We start from the raw sequence: 1,504 nt of genomic DNA, 5'->3' as shown, positions 1-1,504 counted from the left end.
TGTGGTCAAGCCCCCATTAAATGGACAATATTAAAATACGACAAAAATAGAAAACAAAATTATTTAACAATAACTTCTTTACTTGAATAGTATTCTACTTGAATACTTGACACGGAGCCACTGCGGGCATGATTCTTCCACCAAGAAGCCGGCCATTAAATAAATGGTTGGCGTGCCGTCAAAGGCTATTATGCCCACCACTCCATATCAAGTAGCTGCTTTTATGTTTGAAAGATAACCGCCATCTTATGCTGCTTGCTGGTAATTTAGATAATATTGCTTTGGTGAAATAAACCCAATTCTTTTTTGGATTCGACCTTCATTAAAATAACGTATATATTTTTTAAAACTAATTTCAATAGTTCCTAATTCATTCACAGGATAGAAACATGGCAATTCTGTTTTAAGTTGGGAGAAGAAACTCTCAATTACTGCATTATCCCAACAATTCGCTTTACGAGACATACTAGGTAAAAAGTGTAACTCCTTGCTTAACAGGTGATAGTTTAGAGATCTGTAAACATTTCCTTGGTCGCTATGAATAATAACGCCTTCCAAATCTTTTAACTTCCTTTTTTTCATTGCTTTCCTCACTGTCGTTTCAACTAATTCGTAATTAGGACTTGAACTTATTTCACATGCAAGGATTTCTCGGTTAAATAAATCCATAATTGCTGACACGTAGCGCTTTTTTGCACCAACTAAAAATTCAGTTATATCGGTGACCCACTTTTGATTAGGGTGGGTTGCCTCGAAGTCTCTGCTTATCAGGTTTTCGTACACAAAGCCAGCAGCCTTGGTCTTGGATTCTTTTGTGGATTTAGGTTGTCTTACTGTGGCTTTTAAATTGGCTTCTCTCATTAACCGTTCCACTTTTTTATGATTTACAATAATTCCTTCGTTTTTTAATGCTTTGGCGATGCGTTTTGCTCCATACGTTCCTTTATGACGATTATAGATTCGTTTAATATGCTTTAAGAGTTGTATTTCTTCTTGACTAGCTTGTCTTTTTGGACGATTAAGATAAGCATAATAACCACTTTTGGAGACGCCTAGGACTTTGCATAACAGCACCACTGAGTAATCCTTTCTCAAGAATGTAATGGCCTCAAACACTTTGCTTATTTTTTCTCCTTGAGAAAGGCCTGGAACTTTTTTAAGATTTCATTTTCCATTTCTATTTCTTCTAATTTCTTTTCAAGCTCTCTAATTTTTGATGCTTGTTCTTTGGAAGTGGATTGTGTGATTGATCTAGGGTTTATCAGTCCTTTTTCTTTTTTGTCCTTGTATGCATTGACCCATCGATATACTGTGTCTCGGTGAAGACCTAGTTCCTTTGCCACTATAGCAACTGGACAATGATCCTCTAGTATCCTATGAACGGCCTTAAGCTTAATTTCGACTGAAATATGTTTTTTAGCCACCTACATCTCCCCCTAATAAATGTAGATATGTCTTACTTTAATTATACCTTATATGTCTATTATAAGGGGGTCGATCAATG

2 protein-coding genes are annotated in these 1,504 nt (G+C 35.8%); both read right to left on the bottom strand.

Annotated features, from left to right (window positions below; genetic code table 11):
- Positions 1 to 246: 246 nt before the first annotated feature.
- The gene (locus BAZO_RS01375) at positions 247 to 1,116 is read right to left on the bottom strand and encodes an IS3 family transposase (protein ID WP_004430971.1); all 870 of its coding nucleotides are present in this window, start codon (positions 1,114 to 1,116) and stop codon (positions 247 to 249) included.
- 5 nt (positions 1,117 to 1,121) lie between these two features.
- Positions 1,122 to 1,424, bottom strand: coding sequence for a transposase (locus BAZO_RS01370; RefSeq protein ID WP_004430967.1), 303 nt, complete (start codon positions 1,422 to 1,424; stop codon positions 1,122 to 1,124).
- Positions 1,425 to 1,504 lie beyond the last annotated feature (80 nt).

The sequence above is a fragment of the Schinkia azotoformans LMG 9581 genome (assembly GCF_000307855.1).
Taxonomy (GTDB): Bacteria; Bacillota; Bacilli; order Bacillales; family Bacillaceae_J; genus Schinkia; species Schinkia azotoformans.
The sequence above is the reverse complement of the archived record's forward strand: the minus strand, read 5'-3'. Positions and strand labels throughout refer to the sequence as shown.